Annotated in this window: 13 protein-coding genes and 1 tRNA gene; 1 reads left to right on the top strand and 13 read right to left on the bottom strand. The window is 37.0% G+C overall.

The features are described from left to right. Nucleotides 1–322: 322 nt before the first annotated feature. From LC115_02290 to LC115_02245, 10 genes are all read right to left on the bottom strand, one after another. Nucleotides 323–1,816: a hypothetical protein gene (locus tag LC115_02290; protein MCZ2355510.1), complete on the bottom strand. Its 1,494-nt coding sequence runs from the start codon at nucleotides 1,814–1,816 to the stop codon at nucleotides 323–325. A gap of 79 nt (nucleotides 1,817–1,895) precedes the next feature. After that, nucleotides 1,896–2,045, bottom strand: coding sequence for a hypothetical protein (locus LC115_02285; GenBank protein MCZ2355509.1), 150 nt, complete (start codon nucleotides 2,043–2,045; stop codon nucleotides 1,896–1,898). A gap of 180 nt (nucleotides 2,046–2,225) precedes the next feature. Continuing rightward, the gene (locus LC115_02280; protein MCZ2355508.1) at nucleotides 2,226–3,299 is read right to left on the bottom strand and encodes a PorT family protein; all 1,074 of its coding nucleotides are present in this window, start codon (nucleotides 3,297–3,299) and stop codon (nucleotides 2,226–2,228) included. A gap of 14 nt (nucleotides 3,300–3,313) precedes the next feature. Continuing rightward, complete coding sequence (locus LC115_02275) at nucleotides 3,314–4,081, bottom strand: hypothetical protein (protein ID MCZ2355507.1); 768 nt, start codon at nucleotides 4,079–4,081, stop codon at nucleotides 3,314–3,316. Further along, nucleotides 4,071–4,625: an RNA polymerase sigma factor gene (locus tag LC115_02270; protein ID MCZ2355506.1), complete on the bottom strand. Its 555-nt coding sequence runs from the start codon at nucleotides 4,623–4,625 to the stop codon at nucleotides 4,071–4,073. The genes LC115_02275 and LC115_02270 overlap by 11 nt, the downstream gene beginning before the upstream one ends. Before the next feature lie 114 nt (nucleotides 4,626–4,739). Then, nucleotides 4,740–10,154, bottom strand: coding sequence for a hypothetical protein (locus LC115_02265; GenBank protein MCZ2355505.1), 5,415 nt, complete (start codon nucleotides 10,152–10,154; stop codon nucleotides 4,740–4,742). A gap of 121 nt (nucleotides 10,155–10,275) precedes the next feature. Beyond that, the gene (gene clpX, locus LC115_02260; protein MCZ2355504.1) at nucleotides 10,276–11,553 is read right to left on the bottom strand and encodes an ATP-dependent Clp protease ATP-binding subunit ClpX; all 1,278 of its coding nucleotides are present in this window, start codon (nucleotides 11,551–11,553) and stop codon (nucleotides 10,276–10,278) included. Continuing rightward, a complete protein-coding gene (locus LC115_02255) occupies nucleotides 11,554–12,231 on the bottom strand; it encodes an ATP-dependent Clp protease proteolytic subunit (GenBank protein MCZ2355503.1) in 678 nt (225 codons plus the stop codon). It abuts the gene before it with no gap. A gap of 14 nt (nucleotides 12,232–12,245) precedes the next feature. After that, on the bottom strand, nucleotides 12,246–13,832 hold the full coding sequence (locus LC115_02250; GenBank protein MCZ2355502.1) for a hypothetical protein: 1,587 nt from the start codon (nucleotides 13,830–13,832) through the stop codon (nucleotides 12,246–12,248). A 22-nt stretch (nucleotides 13,833–13,854) separates the two neighbouring features. Continuing rightward, nucleotides 13,855–13,934 (bottom strand) — tRNA-Leu (locus tag LC115_02245). A 185-nt stretch (nucleotides 13,935–14,119) separates the two neighbouring features. On the opposite strand from LC115_02245, the gene LC115_02240 reads away from it, so the two are divergent. Beyond that, nucleotides 14,120–15,304, top strand: coding sequence for a hypothetical protein (locus LC115_02240; GenBank protein ID MCZ2355501.1), 1,185 nt, complete (start codon nucleotides 14,120–14,122; stop codon nucleotides 15,302–15,304). A 95-nt stretch (nucleotides 15,305–15,399) separates the two neighbouring features. On the opposite strand, the gene LC115_02235 is transcribed toward LC115_02240, so the two are convergent. From LC115_02235 to LC115_02225, 3 genes are all read right to left on the bottom strand, one after another. Beyond that, nucleotides 15,400–16,251, bottom strand: a complete 852-nt coding sequence (locus LC115_02235; GenBank protein MCZ2355500.1) for a DUF2911 domain-containing protein — start codon at nucleotides 16,249–16,251, stop codon at nucleotides 15,400–15,402. Nucleotides 16,252–16,432: 181 nt separating this feature from the next. Beyond that, a complete protein-coding gene (locus LC115_02230; protein MCZ2355499.1) occupies nucleotides 16,433–17,548 on the bottom strand; it encodes a DUF4476 domain-containing protein in 1,116 nt (371 codons plus the stop codon). A gap of 203 nt (nucleotides 17,549–17,751) precedes the next feature. Then, on the bottom strand, nucleotides 17,752–18,171 hold the full coding sequence (locus LC115_02225) for a transposase (GenBank protein MCZ2355498.1): 420 nt from the start codon (nucleotides 18,169–18,171) through the stop codon (nucleotides 17,752–17,754). Between the last annotated feature and the right edge of the window lie 41 nt (nucleotides 18,172–18,212).

Raw genomic sequence — 18,212 nt, 5'->3', positions numbered from 1 at the left:
TTTGGTGGGTGTAGTTGTACTCTGGGGCGTGGTGGGTTTGGTGGGTGTAGTTGTACTCTGGGGCGTGGTGGGTTTGGTGGGTGTAGTTGTAGTAGGTTTATTGGTTTGAGAAAAACCATATTCCGGTATCCACAAAAACAGTAAAAATATAAATAAGGGAACCCATTTTAGGGCTATGCAGATAAATTTCATGCCTACAGACGTAGTTTTGTTCCAAATGTACGATTTTTTAGATTATTCAAAATAGCTGGTTACAAGCTATAAAAAAATATTTTCAACAACGGTTACCTGCTGCTTCTATGTAGCAGGCAAAAATATTCTATTAGGAGAAGATGCGTTTTAATTTATACCAAAAACCTTTATTGGTCGTTTTCTCTCCCTCTGATATTTCTTCTTTCAAAAATCCCATTTCAATTAGTTTTTTATTTGAAATTTCATAAAATTCTATTAAAAAAAACAACCAATTTTTCCTCAGTATATCGGGAACTTCGGCCATTAGGCTTTGGTCTGGCCTTGTATTCAATAATAATTTTAGCAAAGGATATTTTTCAGTAGATATATTTTGAGCCCGTAAATCACTAAAAACTGCCTTATATTCCGAATATGGTATCGAAACTTCGGAAAGAAAATTAGACAATAATTCAGGCCAATCAAAGTTTAGCCCTAAAATAGGCTGTTTTGAAAAATATATTCGCGCATAGTTTAGAAAACGATCTCGAATAGGTTGAAAATATGAGGGCAGTAATTTCTCAATACGTTTTTGCGTAATATCCTGAACATTAATCATTTTTTCTAATACTGTAACATTTTGAGGGGTTTGCAACAGATAGTTTATAATTTCCGGATTGTTATCAATCAATAACTTGGCAATATGTTGTTGATTCGCTGACCAAAAAAGTTTATCTACTTGTTTATCAATAGATAAATAATTTGGATGACCACTTATAAGCCGGCCAAGTTGGTAATGATATTCTAATTTTTCTGGTAACGGGTATTCCGAAAGAGCATTTAACCAGTTTAAAAATAGCTTATTTTTTATCTCTGGTTGTGATGTTTTATGCTGTAAAAAGAGATTTGTATTGGAATCAAATATTAAGGGATTACCGGTAACGGGTTTATTTTTACTAAATCCGGCAAAGCGAAATGGCGAAAAGAGTAGTTTTCCAGAATCAAATGCGGTGTCGTAACTAAACTTACTGCGTAAAGTCGGAGGCAAATAAGCACCAACCCAAGAGAAACAATCCTGAACCTGCTGTGCTGACCCTTGTATTAAAATTCCCAATGGATTATTATCTATAACTTGCTCTAAAACAGTGTCTAACAGTAAAAATAAATCTTTTTTCGGATGGGTTAGTTGATGATTAAAATTATCCGGTAAAATCTCCAACGGAGTGAGTTCTCCTGTTTGAAGATTAAGTTCCGGTGCCGTCAATAAATCCTGATAATTTACCCTAAGATATTTCCGAAGAGTTTCTCCTAACGCAAAGGGATTCTGTGCGGCTTCCCAAACTTCTGCAGGAATAACGAAACCTTGTGCCATAAACATTCCTTCGCGGCCAAACTCATCTAATTCATCAGGTAAACTTTGGGTATGTAGCCAAACCAAATTGGCTTTTTCCTGATGTAAAACGAAAAAGTAAGTCTCTTTTTCTTCAAAAAAATGAAGACCCGGAAAATGAATGTGAGATTCAATATCTAAGATATTTTTTTTGTCTAAAAAGCCGGATGAATATCCAACCATCTGAAAACCAGACTTCTGCCAAGGAGATTTATCCTTAGAAACCTTTGTGTAAAAAAAGCGGGGAATCGTGGCCATAAAGTAACTATCAATAAAGTGATACTTGAATATCTAATATCAAAAGTAGTAAAATAGATAGCACCAAACAGCCTAAAGATTATTTATCAGGGCATTTTTTACACCGTTTTCCGCGCTTGTAGCGTTTACAGCAACTTTTTAGATCTGCTATTACCAACTTTGTTTCTATATGTTGGGAATCAATCTCTTGTATTTTTTCTGAAATACCTATATGCAACGGTTCTTCCATAATTTAAGTATTTAAAAATCGAGCAAATTTAATTTTTATTTAGATTAAAACTAAATAAAAATTAAATTTATCTAAAAACCAACATTATAAAATTTGCAGTCCACCACTGAAAGCGGCGGACTGCAAAACCAACTTAGTTATTATTCTTTATTTAACATTTAATAACCTTGCAGCTTTTATCTAAAATCCGGTAAAATCAATACCGAAATTTATGTTATTTGAGGATTCTTTGAGTAAAAAATTAGATAGCATATATTGAGCATATATGTTGAATAACCCATAACCAATTCTGAATTTCGGGCCATAGGCAATTCGGTTAATACCAAAGTTTTCACGATTTTTTATAGTCCCATTTTCTTTGGTAACTTGCTTAGTATAAGCAGAAATCAAATAACCAGTGTACCAGCCAATCCCAATCCGAAAACGATTACCTCCATCTTTTCCTTTGTTACTTTCCCAGCCAAACATAACCGGAAGCCCAACCCAAGTAGCTACTAATTTATTTTTGACCAAACTTGTAGAGTCTGGGAAAATAAGTAACCGGTTATCCATAGACTTCAGCCGAATATTATTTACAAAACGATAGTTATTCCAGTCAAAGGAGCAGTCTGTTTGAAAATTGAATCCTCTTCCTAATGGCAAATGTAACCCTACCGGCGAAAGTCGCACATGTATAGATTTGCCGGTACGTAACTCCATGTCTTTGTAGCTCTCTGGATAATCAAAACTATTGTTAAACAGCAACATATTTAAACCTAAGGAAATGCCGCCGATGACAATTTCCGGTCTTTGCTTTTTAGGGTGATTTTCGTGGTAATCTGATTCGTCATCATCGTCCGTAGATTTCTTTCCAGATTTATCGTTATTAGATTGAGTAGTATTTTTCTCTTGCAACTTTTCAATTTGCTGTTGAATTTTTTTCTGCGCTTTTCGGAGCGCATCTTGAACCGCCGGATTATTGGATTGCTGAATTTGCTCTTCTAACTCACTATTAGCTTGTTGTAAGTCCTCTATTAAACCGGAATACACATCAGATACCATCACTTTGTAATTAAAGCGTTCAGCAGTAGAGTCAGTGCCGGAGTCTTCCGGCTCATCAGCATCTTCAAGATTAGATTTATTAACGATTATGATTCGCTTTTTCCCAACATTTACAATGGTTGTATCCTTTGTTTCTTTTTTTTGGGAAAATCCTTTTGGGTAGTTTGCCACCCCAAAAAGGCAAAGTAAGGCAACATAAAAAGATGTTTTCATATTTTTTTAACGTGTTAATTTTTTTGTGCAACTGGGTTTCCAAACAACGTGATTTCGCGGATTCTGGAATTTTGGGTTCTTTTTTCGGTTATCTGAATCGCTTTTTTTAGGCCGATTCTTTGGGCAATTACGTTTCCGATCAATTTAGGCAGCGATATTTCTTGGGTTTGTGCCGTTCTTTTTGCCGATGGTTTTTGCAGAACAACATTTTGGACGCTATTTTGATTCTCCGGCTTTTGTGGAAATTCTGATGTAATTTCCTCTTTTTCAGTAAGTAATATGCTGTCTTTGTTTTGAATTGGGAACTGATTTGTAGCAAAAGTTACTTTTTCATTTGGAGTACTCAAGTCGGTTTTTGTCTGGATTTCCGCTATTTGATTTATTGGAGTTGAGATGACCTCGCGGGGTTCTTCTGCTTTCGCAGCCTTAGTGGGCTTTGGACGCACAAAACCAGCCGTGTCTTTTACTGTATTATTTATCGTATCCGGCTTATCTGCATCTTGGGAAATGATAGCGGACTTAGGCTGCTTTATTATTTCTTCTTTTGCCGCTATGTATTTTGGGATTGAATTATGATAAACTTGAAAATACCAATAGGATGCAATTGTTACCAATATAGTTACACTGGCTGCAACCGCATACCACCTGAAAGAGGTTATTTTCAGCGTTTTGGGAGAATTTTCCGGAAGATTTTTAGCAATATTATCCCACACATCAGGTGGAGGGGAAACTTCCTGCTCTGCAAACCGCTTTTGCAATTCTTTTTCAAAATCACTTAGCATATTCCGGAGTTTGATTTAACTTAAACAATCTGTTTAAAAGCCATGCTCGTGCTCTGGCATACTGGGACTTTGAAGTGCCTTCTGAAATATTCAGCCATTGAGAAATTTCTATATGTGTGTAACCTTCAATAGCATACAGATTAAAAATGGTTCTGTAGCCATCCGGCATCTCTTGAATCAAGATGGTTAATTCATCAATAGAAATTTTGCTTAGGGTATTTTCGGGTACGGCAATTTCATAAACGGCAGACGGCTCTAAATAAGAAAATGCAATAGGCTGTTTTTTCTCTTTGATTTTTTCTAACGCTGTGTGAACAATAATTCGTTTACACCAGCCTTCAAAAGAGCCTACGTTTTTAAAGTCCGTTAGGTGGGTAAAAATTTTCATAAAACCTTCTTGTAAAGTATCTTGAGCGTCCTGTACAGACTGGCAGTAACGTAAGCAGATAGCGTACAGTTTCCCCGCTAAGCGGTTATACAAAGTTCGCTGGGCGATTCGGTCGCCTGCTATGCAACGTTCAACAAGTTGTTCGTAACCAGACATTCAAATACATAGATTGAAATATCCCCGCTTAGGTTGCACTATGGTTACAAAAAATTTACTTTTTATTCTAACTCACTATTTATCAATAGATTATTTTTTGAAAAAATCTATTTTTTATAGGTCATTTTCTTCGCTGTTTTCATATACCTGAATTTGCCCCGCGCCGGAATAAGAAGATAAGTCTTTTTGATACATTGCTTCAGCCCCAATAGGTGCAAGTTGAAATTTACCTACGGAAGTAGCCCGAAGTAGGTAGTAATAAGTTTTTTCCTTTGTATCGGCCTGCGTAAAGTAGATAACACGATCGTCTCTAATATCCATATATTGATATTCAGCATTTTGCGTTATCCAGTTTAGCTCCGGCGTGCCGGGGCCTAAACGCGGGTTTTCTATCTCAAAACCGGCCGGAATCAAATCTGAAATGACCACATTATCAATGGTTCTATCAAAAGATTGTAAGGTGATTTTGCAAACGACTAAATTATTTTGCTTGACTGAATAGTTCAAAATCGGCTGGCCGGTTCGGGTTAAATAAGTTCTACGTACTTTCAAAAATTGGTCTTTTTCAATAATATTTCCGGAAGCCTTAACTCCCTCTTGAATAGCAGTCCAATAAATATTACCATTTGATAATGATATAGTTACACTTCCATTTAATTCTTGGTTCGTTAAGGAGCAGCCATTTTTATCAAATGTTTTCACCACTTTTCCATTTACTGATACTGTTCCGGATACATTTTCAGTGTAGGTTCTTTGGGCAATTTTTCCGAAGGCGAGCCATGCCATTGCATTTTCTTGGGTACTAAGCCACGATGAGCTATTTAGCTGATTAGCAACATAGTTGGTTATTGTCGGTATTTGGGGGTGGTTAGGTTCTACCTCTGCTAACACACTCAACATTACCGCAGAAGCACGTAACGGTGAATCAAAGCTGCCGGCATCCTGCTTGACCGGTGTTTCGGTGATGAATTGCTGCGGAATCAGTTGTTTATAGGAACGAAAATCCCCCCGTAAAGCAAACGCACCAGCCAACAAATATTTGCAATCCTGTGTAAGTAAATCACTTTTTTGTTTGTAATAATTCATCGTTGAAAAATCCGGCTGGCCGGCTAATGCCAAAACATATAAACTATATGCCGTCTCTTTGTTTGCATAAACACTCGTTTTGGTAGTCCCGTTAGAAACATAACGATAATCAAATTTGCCCAGCATTTTAGCCTCTTTTTTGAGATAGGCAATGAGTTTATCCAGCATATCTGCATTTATTTGATAGCCGGCTTTTTTAGCTTCCAACAAAAAGTGAGCAGCATAAATCGTTGACCACCAGTTACTATAAGTTGCCCCCGGCCAATATGCGAATGAACCATTGTAAAGTTGCATAGACTGTATTTTGGTGATAGCCGCTATGACATAATGGCTAACTGATTTTTTCTTAAACTTTTCGGGAGAAACTAAGTTTGCTAATGGCTCAAAATACAGCAATGGAAAAGCCATACTAACGGTTTGCTCTAAGCAGCCATGAGGGTAGTCTAATAATTCCGAAAGCCGCTTACTGAACTGCGTAGCCGGAAAAGGCGACAAAACGAGCGTCCTGCGTTCTGTTGCCGGTAAAAATTCTTTGGAGAAATTAACAGATACCTGCTGGCCGGTTTTGGCCAAAGCACTTTTAGATTCTATCACAAGCGGAGAAATCGGCCTTACAGGAAGGTTGTACTTAACTATCTGATTTTCACCCAATCCTGATGTCTGAATAACTATCTCTGTATTCCCAACAGATTCAGCAGCAAGGGTAAAATAGACAAATTTTTCTTGTTCCGAATTGATTTGAATGGTTTGTTTGGGTGCTGATATAACTCTTGCAGGGTCTTTTACCGTTAAGGCAACGGTAACGTTACCGGCTTGCTTAGTCGTATTTGTGATGGCTATTGGCAACGTAATTTCATCTTTGGGGGATAAAAATCTGGGGATAGCCGGCTGAACTACAATGGGATCTGAAATTTGAACTAATTTATGTATGGAGCCGAACCTATCGTTATCATGAGAAACGACCATCACTCGGGCAGCGCCGGCAAAACGCGGTAAAGGAACTTGTATGTTAATATTTCCTCGTGAGTCGCTCAGTATTTCGCCGCTCCACCAAGAAAGTAGGTCTTGCTTCCGGCTTCCTAAGGGATTTGCCCGTTTTTTCAGCTCATCGCCGCCAAAGGCTACTGTCCTCGACTTTGAAACTTCGGAAAGTAAAAAACGATACATATCGTAACTACTTACCTGTAAGGCTCTTTGCTGATAATAAAACTTATATGGATCTGGTGCAGATTGTCCGCTTAGCTGCAATATCCCTTCATCAACTACCGCTATCGTAACCGGAATATTGGGCTTACCGGTTGAAATCACAATTGGCAAATTTGTAGCAGAACGGCTTTTGTCCGGCACATTTAACGTTAAAGCGATTTTTTTAGCATCACTTTTTACCAATAACGGCACATATCCGTGAGCTACTGTTAAAGGTGAACTTCTATCCACAGATTTTTTGAAAGCAGTAGCCGAAATAAAAACATTCGGTAAATATTTTTCCTTAATCGGTAATTTCAGTTCAGCGGCATTTTTATCGGTATCTAAAATAAACTTTTCTAACACTTCATCTTTCTCTACCGTTACTAAGATTTTTCCGCTAAAGGGTGTCTTAAACAATAGCTTAGCGGTTTCATCAACGGAGTACTCCGGTTTATCCAAAGAAATATCTATTTTCCCTTCTTTGTCAATGGCAAATGAAGTGTAATTGGTTGCTCCATAGCTAAACGCATAAAATTTCTTGGAAAGTGGTATGGCTTTTCCTTCCTGATAAATTTTTAGTTCATATTCTCCGGAAATATCTACATTAAAATTGATATTGATAGGTTCATTTTCAGAAACAAGTTTTCGGGTAAAAATGGGGATTAGTTTTCGTTGGGAAACGTATCGGTAGAGTGCGTTTTCGGGGTCAGATCTTAGCACATTTTGCCATTCACAGCGATACAGCTCTGCGACTAAGGGCACGCCGGGTGTCGGCTGGTCATATCGGTTTAGCACAATCGTTTTTACATTTATGGGCTGTTTTACACTGAAATAATACCCAGTTCGTTGAATACCAATAAAATGAGTATTCGGGAAATAGTTATAGTTAGTAACTTGGTTGGCTGGCCTTCCGGTAACGTCAAAGACACTGGTATAAGACTGGCATTTTAGATACCCAGCCTGCCCCGTAGAAGTTGTTGGAAAGATTATTTTTACCTTTGCTTGTCCGGCTTCATCTAACTTACCGTCTGCAAAAAAGTTAGGCGGATTATAATTTTGCTGGGATGCAGAAAAGTCAAAAGTCGGGTACTTTTTACTTTCAAAATCTTTCCAAATAAAATTTGTAATTAGACTAAAGTTTCGGTTAGCCGCAGGAGTGCCAAATAAATTTATTGCTGAGATAGAGACTTCCGCAGTTTCTGCGTTGTTATAGTCTGTTTTTGAAGGGCGTAAGGTTACTTTTATTTTATCGGGGATAAATTCTTCTACTTTAAAGCGGTATGAATCAATAAATTGCTTATCGCCGGTAAAGGCTTCTACTGTCCATTGGCCGGTTGGGGCATAATCCGGTATCGGGAATTTGATTTCGCAAGAGCCATAAGTAGTAGTTTTTTTCTGAAACTCCCCTACTACCCGCCCAAGTGGGTCTGTGATTTGAAACTGGATAGGTATTCCGGAAACGGTTTGTCGCTCGGTATTTCTAACAATAGCTTGTATTATCGCTTGCTCTCCGGGTCTGTATAAATCTCTATCTCCGTATAGATAAATATCATAATTCACGGAGGCTAAAATCCTGCCTCCTACCGGAAAACGGGAGGTTTCTATTTGGCTCGAATTAAGGTGTAAAAAGTTAAAATCACCCTCTTTTGAAACGATGATTAGTGCTGGGCGGTGTTTTTCGCTCAAACTCAGGTTATCAGGAATAGAACATACTCCGGCCTCATTTGTTTTTCCGGCGTATAATACTTGGTTGGTTTCACCAATAATCTTTACTTCTGCACCGGAAACTGCCCCCGTCGCAGATAAAGATTGCACAAAAATATTCCAATTATTTTTTCCCTTCTTGGCGATAATTCCCAAATCGGATATAGAGACAATTTTAGACTTAGAAATCCAGCGTCTTTCGGGGTCTCTTACGCCAAGCAAGTAAATCCCCCTGAAATTATCTAAATCTGCTAAATCATTTAGATTCAATGTTCCTGAATGTAATGTGTTACGTGAATCTGGAAAGGTTATCGTTCGAGTAGCAATTGTTCTGCCATATCCTCCGGCAGACATGTAGTCCCAGTCATTTTCATACTCTTCTGCCCCCCCCCATGAGCTGTTACCGTAGTAGCCAAGGTTACTACCCAAGAAGTGAATAAGGTTATTTTCGTAGATTTTATCAATTTCTACGATGAGTTTTGGGTAGTTTATGGCTCTTATTCCAATATTTTCGAGGCCTCCTTTGGTGAGGTATATTCCGTCTTTTTCTACAAAGCGAAAAGTAGGGTTAATTTGCGCAAGGGCTACATCGGTTTCAAAAGGGTCTTTTAAAACCCCGCCATAACTTCCTTTTAATCCGGATTTTATCTTGATAGTGTAGCTATTTTCCGGTTTAAAATCTCCCACAAGACTGAGACCTTGATCTTCATAAACAATCCGATAGTTTGTTTGAGGAGAAACTGTAATTGCTTGTTCAGCAGTATTTTCCTGAACGGCCTGTGTAGTTTGTATCATCACAGATCCTTCAAGGTCATTGGAATACATTCCAACCACAGATAAAATTTCAAACTTGTCTTTTGCAATCAACACATCATTAAATACGGCATCTTGCTGTAAAGCGGTATTAGTTTCCGGAGAAGGTAAGCCTTTTTTTATTTTAAGGGTAAACTTCTGGTCATCATCAGTTTGGGCAACTTCTTGAAAAACAACCTCTAACTCACGTGAAGGATTAGAATTTATAATCTCAAATTTTGGAATATCATTATTACCCAACTTGGCTTCAAGGTATTTTAGGAGGTCTTGGGGTGCGATAGCATAGTTAAAGGAGATTTTGCAGGCAGGGGCAGCTTGATAGGATTTATTTTTTATCCGTGTCCATTTAAAAGTTGCATTGTTCGCTTCAAGATACGGAGTACGAAAGTGAAATTTTGAGAGTTTAACGGACATTTTTTTACCGAATATTATTTTTTCGTTTACCGTAGCGGTATATTCAGTGCCACCTTGTAGCGGTTTTTCCGGTGAAAAAATAAGGGTTCGGCTATCTGTAAACTTAAATTTACCGGGAATTTCCGGCGAAAACTCAATATAAGATTCTGATAACCACTGATTTTGTTTTTCCTGTGGAGCGATAAGTGTAGAAATTACAAACTCTAAATTGCCTAACTGCGGAACTACTTCATTATCTTGTTCAAAGCGCACATAAACATCATAATTTGAACATCCAAATACCAGTAATCCACAAAAAATCAATATGCTATTTAGCAACTTCATACATCACTCCGTTTTCTGCGAAGTTATTGAAGTTTAGCTATTATTCCTATCTAATAATGGAGAAGATAACCTATAAAATTTTCTCTAAAAAAGGGATTATGCTCCGTAAACTAAAATATCTTTAGATTGAGTCTGTTAATAGCTCTAAATGCTTGCTAAATTCTTGTTCTGCAACCTGTTTCGTTACCAATAATTGCTCTGGTTTTGGGTTCATACCGGGTGCTTCGTACATCCAGCGGCTGAGAATCTTTTCTACAATTGTTCGGAGACCTCTGGCCCCTAAGTTAAGATTATCAGTTTGTTGAACGATATAATCTAACGCTTCGTCATCAAACTTTAAAGCAATTTTATCTAATTCAAACAGCTTTTGATATTGCTTAGTAATGGCATTTTTAGGCTGGGTTAAGATGCTACGGAGTGTTGCTTTATCGAGGGGGTCAAGGGCTGTAATTATGGGTAAGCGTCCAATTAACTCCGGTATCAATCCAAACTTGCGTAAGTCATTGGGGGTTGTAGAATGAAAGATTGTGCCTTTTTCTTTTTCAGATAAGTTGCTTTCTTTCTGAAAACCAACACTTTGAGTGTTTTGTCTTCTGCCTATTATTTTTTCTAAGCCATCAAAAGCGCCTCCACAGATAAACAGGATATTGCTGGTATTTACTTGGATAAAATTTTGTTCCGGGTGTTTTCTGCCTCCTTTGGGGGGCACATTTGCTATTGTTCCTTCTAATAGTTTCAATAGTGCCTGCTGCACGCCCTCTCCGCTAACATCTCTTGTAATCGAAGGGGTGTCTGATTTTCTTGAAATTTTGTCAACTTCATCTAAATAAATAATACCTCGTTGAGCTGCTTCTAAGTCATAATCAGCAGCTTGTAATAAACGGGTGATTATTGTTTCTACGTCTTCCCCAACATAGCCGGCTTCGGTAAGAACGGTTGCATCTGCTATGCAAAAGGGGACTTCTAAGATTTTGGCTAATGTTCTGGCTAATAAAGTCTTTCCTGTTCCCGTAGAGCCAATCAACAGGATGTTGCTTTTTTCGATTTCAACTTCTTCTTGCTTTGAATGGCTTTGGGAGTAATCAATTCGTTTGTAATGATTGTAAACGGCTACTGCGAGTTTTTTTTTCGCAATTTCCTGCCCAACTACATATTCATCAAGTAGTTCTTTAATTCGAGCCGGTGTGAGTAGGGTCGGTGAAGCCTGATTGTATTGGGATTTTTGGCCTAAATCTTGTTTGCTGGTAGAATGTAGCTGTTGTGCCCGAATAACTTCTTCTGCCTGAACCACACAAGAATCACAAATAGCTGCATTTTCGCCAAAAATCAATAAATTAACAGTTTCCTTACTTCTGCCGCAAAAGGAGCAATTTTCGGGATAAGATTTTCGTTTACTCAATTATGATTTCGTTGGTTTAGCGGTCAATACTTCATCTATGAGGCCATATTCTTTGGCTTCTGAGGAAATCATCCAGTGGTCTCTATCACAGTCTTTTTCGATTTTTTCAAATGGCTGTCCGGAATGGTCTGCTAAAATTTGGTAGAGTTCTGTTCGGAGTTTCATAGTTTCTTTGTAATATATCTCCATTTCAGTAGCTTGGCCTTGCATTCCGCCCATAGGCTGGTGTATCATCACGCGGGAGTGTTTTAATCCGGAGCGTTTTCCTTTTGTGCCGGCAGTAAGCAGCACTGCCCCCATTGAAGCGGCAATACCGGTACAGATACAGGCTATTTCCGGACGCACAATCTGCATAGTATCATAAATTCCTAAGCCGGCATAAACGCTTCCGCCGGGGGAGTTTATGTAAATACTAATATCTCTTTTTGCGTCAGCGGATTCCAAAAACAATAATTGAGCTACAATAATGTTTGCTACATAATCATCAATTCCGGTACCCAAAAATATAATTCTATCAACCATTAAGCGGCTAAAAACGTCCATTTGGGCAACGTTAAGCTGCCGCTCCTCTACAATATAAGGAGTTAAACTATTGTATTTAGCTGCATATTGGTGCAATCCGGCACTTGAAATCCCCAGATGCTTAACGGCGTATTGTTCAAATTCGTTTGGTTTCATACGAAATATTGTAGTTAGTCTTTGATTATTTCGGTAATGGTAATGGTTTGAGGCTCAGTCTTATGAATGTAATTATCCAATAAAATCTGTTGAAATAAATCACTAAATACCTTAGAAGAAGCTTTGTCCCGAATTTTTTCGTCCTTCATTCCTTGTTCTACTTTGCTTTCAATAATCATGTTTATCAGAGAGTTACGTAATTCATCTTTGCTTCTTTCTGGAATATCTGAGTTGTCATCTTCGCTGATGGATTCTTCGTTAGATTTTTCTAAGATTTCCTGAATAGCGATCGCTTGGTCATCCATTAAATCCTCTGATGCTGCTGCAATTTCTTCTTCTGCTGGCTGAATATCCAGTGTGTTATCTATCTCTGTGGAAATAGGTAGTTCGGTTATAGTATCCTCGGTTACGTCCTGAATTGGGGTATCTGGATCGAGCGTAGGTAGTTGATAAGCACTCCTATATATCCTTCGAAGTTCGTTCTTAACTAATTCATCTGTTACTTCAAAGTCAGGAAATTTAATCCTTAGGGCCTTAGTAAGTGCTATAACACGTACTTGTTTTAGAAAGGATGTTAATTCTGCATAAGTTATCGGTTTCCCTTTATTCGTCGCAGTTATTAATTGCTCTATTTCTTCTTCCGGTAAATGAATATCAAGTGCGTTTATGATACCTTCTAACTCTTTTGATTGTTCTATTTCTAAAAATTTAGAGTGATAGTTATCATAAACGACATTGCGCAAGGCTTCTAAAAATTTTTCTTCTGTATCAAATGGAGCTTCGAAGAATTTTTGTTGAATTTCTGGGGTTATCTCAGGAAGTTCTTGTTTTTCAATAGCAGTTATTGTAAATAAAAGTTCTTGGGTCTTAATTTCTGCTAAATCAGCGCGGGATAGATTAAATTGCTGTGAAAATGTATAGTTACTAAGGCCAAAATCTTTCAATTTAAAGGGTATAGAAAAGCCGACCTGTTTATCGTCTTCTAATTGCTGAATACTTTCAGGCTTAGTATAATTATTTAAAAAAGGTCTATAGGAGAAGTCTATGTAGCCAATTGATTCCCAATTTCCGTTTTTATTACGCTGAATTTCGCCCATAATGAGAGCACCGGCAAAAGTTCTTTCAACTTTTTCTTTGTGGCCATATCTTTTTAATATGTCATTGGTAATTTCGGTTAGCGTAGCTTCATCTCTTTTAAGGATACGTTCAGGGATAGAAATCTTAAAGCCATCCGGGATTGTAATTTTCGGCTCTAATGCTATCGTAAACTTAACGTTAATATCTGTTGGCTCTTTGTAGGAGAGTTCATTTAAGTTATCTTCAACCCACATTGGGTTTAGTATTGGGTTAATGTTCTCTTCGGATATAAAGTTACTTAAAGTACGATTAATTTTTTTGAGGATAACATCTTCTAAGATGGAGTTGCCATATTTTTTTTCAAAAAAATCACGCGGAACTTTACCTTTTCTGAAACCCGGTATAGAGGCATTCGCAAGACCGCCCTTTAGGGAATTTTGATACTCTTTTTTACAATCTTCAGGAGAGATAGTTAAAACAATATCCAGAACCCCCGGCACATTTTCGGTAGTTGAAATATTCAAACGTCAAAAATTATTGATTTTGTACGGATGGAGGGACTTGAACCCACACCCCGAGGGACCAGATCCTAAGTCTGGCGCGTCTGCCAATTTCGCCACATCCGTAAAAAATTGGAATGCAAAGGTAATATCTTTTTTAATACAAAACGAAAAAATAAAAAAGATGGTTAAATTATTAGAGGGCAGCTTAGAAAACCTGAAAACACAATCTCATTGGCGAACCACAAGTAAAAGATTTACCTACTTTTGTAAGAATTTTTTTTCAAACCTCTAAAAAATATTATTTTTCTATGTCAGAATTAAACACTTTTAGAATAATTGAGAAAGGTGATAACTTTGTAAAGATAAAAGTAACTATTGTTCATCCTGACGAACACTATATTTGCCGCACAAAAAATTTTGCGTTGCAAATCATCCTTGAACTTTATGAGAATATTATCGAGGGTTATATCTATAATAGCGATTGGTGCGGCTATCCTTTTACAGAAGAAGAGTCTAAGTCGTTGATAAATCCCTTATACGAAGAGCCTTTAGCAAAATTACGAACCCTTTTACGGGGAGAAAAAATACCCATTACGGAGGAAGAATACAACCGAAGAAGCGAAGAAAGTGATTATCAATATCAGGACAAACGCGGTATTTCTGTATCTGGAAATGGAGATAATTATTACTTAGACTTGTATCCCGATTATTTCTCGGTCTGCCAAACAGCCGATAAATTGATTGAAAAAGTGGAGTTAATATCCTTCAATAACTATCCTCATTGGTTTGATACTTTTGAGGCATGGCTTGATTATCAGACTATCTACGACTTTCCAAATGAAGCTTATGAAAAACATGAGGATGATAAAGAACCTACTTATCAGTTAAGAATCACCGTAACACCAGAGGGTTTGTTTTTGTTAGGCCATGTTGTTGTCCGTTCTTTTTGGGATTCCGCTGCTTATGATTTTGAATTAGAAACAAGAGAAAGTTACCTCAGTAAATATGACAGCCAAGATTTGCAGTACAAATCTAAACCACAGGTAAAATATTCAAGCAAAGAACTGACAACTTGGTGGCAATCCTTATCCGAAGATTGGAAGAGAACTTTACAGATTAACCTATTTATGCAGTCCAATTTTCTTCCTATTCAGGTAGTTTTAAATTTAAAAGGTTTCTATGTTAATGAAAAATTTGAGACGCTTTTTCCCGATATTCAGTTTAAAAAACCATCTTTAAAAGAATTACGCAACATTACACAAATGAAAGCCTTGTTTGCTAATGGTTCTGCATTAATAAACTTAGAACCTCTTTTATTTTTACTAAACCTAAAAATTTTAGATGCTGAAACTTGTCGCTTAACTGATATAAGTGCTTTAAGCCATTTAAAACAGTTAGAATACTTGTGTGTTGTTGATAACGATGATTTAAAAGATCTAAGTGTTATTAAAACCTTAGAAAGCCTCAAATACACTTACTATGACGAAAAGTAATGATTATTCTTTCTGTATAAGTTAGTTACGATATAAAAATCAAAAGAGGCTATCCTTTTCGGGGTCAGCCTCTTTTGGAAGTAGAAAAGATTGGTTTATTTATTGGCAGCCATTAATTCGGTGGCCATTCTTACGTAGTCATCACTTTTGGCTTCTTTTGCTAAAGAAATCACTTTTTCGGCACTTGCATTTCCAGCTTTTTTGTCTCCAAGGGCATATTCAATTTTAGCTTTTAAAAGCATCATATAATAAGCTTTTGGGTTTTCATTTGTTGCTTTAGTAGCCCAATCTAAGGCTTTTTTGAGGTCTTTTCCATTTTCAAAGTAATAAGTTGCAGCTCTGAAATATTCTGGTTTAGGGGATTTCATGGATTCCTCAATGCTTCGCATAACTCGTGCATCAATATCCGTTGTGATTTTAATTGGTGCTGAGGTATTTTCCCATGCTAAGGTCATCATTGCAGAAGTTGGTAGCACATTATCAAACTCAATCGTAAATGACTCTATTTTTCGGCCTGTTTTTTCTGTAATGACCTTAATACGAGCTACTTCCTTATCTATCTTATAGTCATTAACGTTTCCGCCGAGTTCTAAGTCAGAGGTCAGCATAATTTCCCAACTTGTTTTGTGTGGAATGGTATAGATGCCGTAAGTTCCTGCTTTTACAGCTATACCTTCAAGGGTAACGTCGTCTGTAAACGTAATTTTGGTAGTGTTATTGGCTCCGGTGCGCCAGATTTTATCAAAAGGTACTACTTCTCCAAACACAACACGGCCTCTTGCTGCCGGTCTGGAATATTCAACGGTAATTTCACCTAATCCAAACTTTTGGTTTACCGTTTGTAGCGGACTTGGTGCAGGAGCTAAAATCTTCTGGGCAAAACCCATTGAAGAAAACATCCCAAAGGCTATCAAGACAGCCGTTCTAAATACATTTTGTTTATTCATAGTGATTTAAGTTACTTATTTAGTAAAAAAAATTTAAAGTTTTAGAAAAAACTAAACTGTAAATTAATTAGGAATTACAAAAAGAGTTAATAAAAAGTTTCATTAGAGATAATAAAATGAGGCTATCCTTTCAGATAGCCTCATTTATCTTACTTAGTAACTATACTAAAAATCTACTTTACTAACGTCGTCCGCTGATGTAATTGTTTAATTGGCTTATACTCGATTCATATTGAAAAGCGTCATTTACCATAAAATAGTTGTTTAAGTCATAGCAATATTTATAGGCGAATTGAGCGAAATCTAATCGAGTACTTTCAAAGCTAAATAAAAACATAATTTCTTTTATTTGTGTGGCTGTAAGGCAGTTAGTAGTAACAATTTGCTTGGCTACGGTTAGTCGGGTGCCGTCAAAACTTTTACTGCGAATAGTTTGCAGGGCTGCCTGAAAAGCTCCGGGGTCCATTGGAAAAGGGCATCCGGTTGGCCCTGCATACTGACGGCTCGGTATAGTAGAAGGATTGTAGCCAATTGGCCCTAAGCTACGAACGTAACGGCTTAGTTCTGTTGCACTCGACTCAAATTGAAAGGCATTGTAAACAAGAAAGTAGTTATTTAAGTCGTAGGTATAACGATAGGCAAATTTAGCATATTCCAAGCGGCTGCTTTCAAAAGAAAAAAGTTGCATAATATCACGAATATCTGTAGCATACAGGCAGTTACTGCTTGTAATCTGTTTGGCTACTAATAACTTAGAATTATCAAAATTACGGGCAGTAATAGTTGTCTTAGCTTGCTGAAAAGTCTGGTCTTGCATCGGATATTGGCAACCACACGGGCCGTTATATCCCGTTTGGTTATTATAATTCGGTTGGTTATTATAATTCGGTTGGTTATTATTATTTGGTTGGTTATTATTATTATAGTTTGGCAGATTTAGATTATTTCTTGGGTTAGGGGCAGGTTCCAATACACGTGTTTCAGCTAAAAAAAGCGTAAATCGTCCTCCGCTGCGTTGAATTTCATACCAATATTCCCGCCCTAATTCAACGGGAACTAACTTTGATACATTAAATCTGGGTTGATTCGCCGGATATACTTCTACAAAAAGCTCATATTGTCCTTGAACTAAGTTGGAAATCCGTACCTGAGTTTGTGGTTCAGCGTTCATAACCACACCGTTACTGAAAACTTTAATATTTTCCCCGCCTACGGCTGTAACTACAATACTCGAAGTTTGGCTAAATCCCCATTGAACGAATGCCCAAAATACCCAAAATGTAAATAGATTTTTCATATAGCTAAAAATTATTGTTTATCACAGCGATAGATGCAACGACCGTGCCAAAGGCTATCTTTGTAAACTTCAAACTAACGCTATTTTACCTAACTTAGGGAGTAAAAATATTGGAGTAATTTATTTAATACTGAAAATCAAATGGTTATTTTTACATAAAATTTTCAGGCTATGATTTAGAATAGACATTATGAACAATAAGTTCAACCATGGCTTAGGTTTATTTTTTTTAAGTTGTGTAATTGAGCACCTATAAGCATAACTAAATGGGCGAAATTAAATTTGTAATTTCTGATTTTATCATTCAGTATTCTGATATCCTTTAGATGTACAAAGACGTTTTCAATTTTTAGTCTTATTGAATTAAGTAGCTTATTTTCTGACTTTTGGGCTTTAATAAGTTCTTTTTCTTTGGATTTTTTATGAGGTGTTTTGATCGTTATCCGGGTATTTTTATAGCCATAAAATCCGAAATCTCCCAGAAACCGGATATGTTTAACGGAATCCAATTGCTCCGCCAGTCGTTTGTCGTGTATTTTACCCTGAACGGTTTCAGAAAGATACTTGATTTGCTCTTTTGTATCTATTATAACGAGGTTCTTAACGGTATGAGCGTGTTGCACAACCTCTAAATTTTAAAAAAGCCCAAATTTTCTCCCGTTCA

This window comes from Bacteroidia bacterium (assembly GCA_026932145.1).
Classification (GTDB): domain Bacteria; phylum Bacteroidota; class Bacteroidia; order J057; family JAIXKT01; genus JAIXKT01.
This window is presented reverse-complemented; position numbering and strand designations above follow the sequence as displayed.

Excerpts from the sequence above, each read along its gene's own strand:
- LC115_02290 (MCZ2355510.1), bottom strand. The coding sequence starts at position 1,816 with ATGGCCACGATTCCCCGCTTTTTTTACACAAAGGTTTCTAAGGATAAA.
- LC115_02285 (MCZ2355509.1), bottom strand. The coding sequence starts at position 2,045 with ATGGAAGAACCGTTGCATATAGGTATTTCAGAAAAAATACAAGAGATT.
- LC115_02280 (MCZ2355508.1), bottom strand. The coding sequence starts at position 3,299 with ATGAAAACATCTTTTTATGTTGCCTTACTTTGCCTTTTTGGGGTGGCA.
- LC115_02275 (MCZ2355507.1), bottom strand. The coding sequence starts at position 4,081 with ATGCTAAGTGATTTTGAAAAAGAATTGCAAAAGCGGTTTGCAGAGCAG.
- LC115_02270 (MCZ2355506.1), bottom strand. The coding sequence starts at position 4,625 with ATGTCTGGTTACGAACAACTTGTTGAACGTTGCATAGCAGGCGACCGA.
- LC115_02265 (MCZ2355505.1), bottom strand. The coding sequence starts at position 10,154 with ATGAAGTTGCTAAATAGCATATTGATTTTTTGTGGATTACTGGTATTT.
- LC115_02255 (MCZ2355503.1), bottom strand. The coding sequence starts at position 12,231 with ATGAAACCAAACGAATTTGAACAATACGCCGTTAAGCATCTGGGGATT.
- LC115_02240 (MCZ2355501.1), top strand. The coding sequence starts at position 14,120 with ATGTCAGAATTAAACACTTTTAGAATAATTGAGAAAGGTGATAACTTT.
- LC115_02235 (MCZ2355500.1), bottom strand. The coding sequence starts at position 16,251 with ATGAATAAACAAAATGTATTTAGAACGGCTGTCTTGATAGCCTTTGGG.
- LC115_02230 (MCZ2355499.1), bottom strand. The coding sequence starts at position 17,548 with ATGAAAAATCTATTTACATTTTGGGTATTTTGGGCATTCGTTCAATGG.